This window comes from Metaprevotella massiliensis (assembly GCF_900241015.1).
In genome coordinates, this window is sequence record NZ_LT965948.1 from 1 (window position 1) to 1,164 (window position 1,164).

The 1,164-nt window shown below is 51.0% G+C and carries 1 protein-coding gene; it reads right to left on the reverse strand.

All coding sequences use genetic code 11. The annotated features are described in order from the left end of the window. The coding region (locus tag C1709_RS00895) for a BspA family leucine-rich repeat surface protein (protein ID WP_102285060.1) at positions 1-1,130 on the reverse strand (1,130 nt) is incomplete at its 3' end. Between the last annotated feature and the right edge of the window lie 34 nt (positions 1,131-1,164).

A 1,164-nucleotide genomic window follows, 5' to 3' on the forward strand; every position in this document is an offset into this window, starting at 1 on the left:
CCGGCAGCCGTCACATGGTCAATGCCGGTGGTCATGGTTGTGAAGTAACCCGTGGTGGGGTTCGCCATCTCGATACCGGTTTTGCTGGAATCATACGCCGCGCCATCTCCTTTCAGGTTGGGGCATTTGCTAAACATGTCGTAATGTCTTTTTGCCTTGCCGCCCACGCTCCAATCATCGTTGCAGTAGATGGTGGTCAGGGAGTTGCAGCCACTAAACATGCGGCTCATATCGATAACGTTTGCAGTATTGAAGCCGGTCAAGTCGAGCGATGCCAGGGAACTGCAGTTCCAGAACATACCTTGCATTGTGATAACGTTTTCGGTATTGAAGCTGCTCAAGTCGAGCGATGCCAGGGAACTGCAGTCCTCGAACATTTGGCTCATATCGGTAACGTTTGCAGTATTGAAGCTGCTCAAGTCGAGCGATGGCAGGGAAATGCATTTATAGAACATGCACCACATTTTGGTGACCTTTTCTGTATTGAAGCCGGTCAAGTTGAGCGATGTCAGTGAACTGCAGCCCGCGAACATGCTGTTCATATCGGTAACGTTTGCAGTATTGAAGCCGGTCAAGTCGAACGATGCCAGGGAGTTGCAGAAATAGAACATGCTGTTCATATCGGTGACCTTTTCTGTATTGAAGCTGCTCAAGTCGAGCGATGCCAGGGATCTGCAGCCCCCGAACATGCCGCTCATGTCGGTAACGTTTGCTGTATTGAAGCTGCTCAAGTCGAGCGATGCCAGGGAGCTGCAGACATGGAACATGAGACTCATGTCAATGACGTTTTCGGTATTGAGGTTTCGTATGTCCTTGATGTCCTGCAATTTCATGCATTTTTGGAACCAAAGGCTGGTGGAGGTGGGGCGGTAGTCGGCAAAGGACGCATCGAACACAGCGTGCTTGATCTTTTCCTGAGGGGCATCGTCGGTTCCTGCCCAGCCAGGAGTCGCACCTGTTGTTGGCATGTCGTACTTGGTTCCCGGACGTGTGCTGCGCAGGTTGTCGTAGTAGAATGTGAGCGTGAAGTCGGCCTTGGTTAATACGGCGTAGGCCTCTTGTGCTGCCATGGGCAGGCTGCCCGCGGTCGCCACGAGGGCGACAAGGAGTGAAAATAAATGCTTTTTCATATCTGTTGGTTATTAAGTAAATAATTCTGTCTGA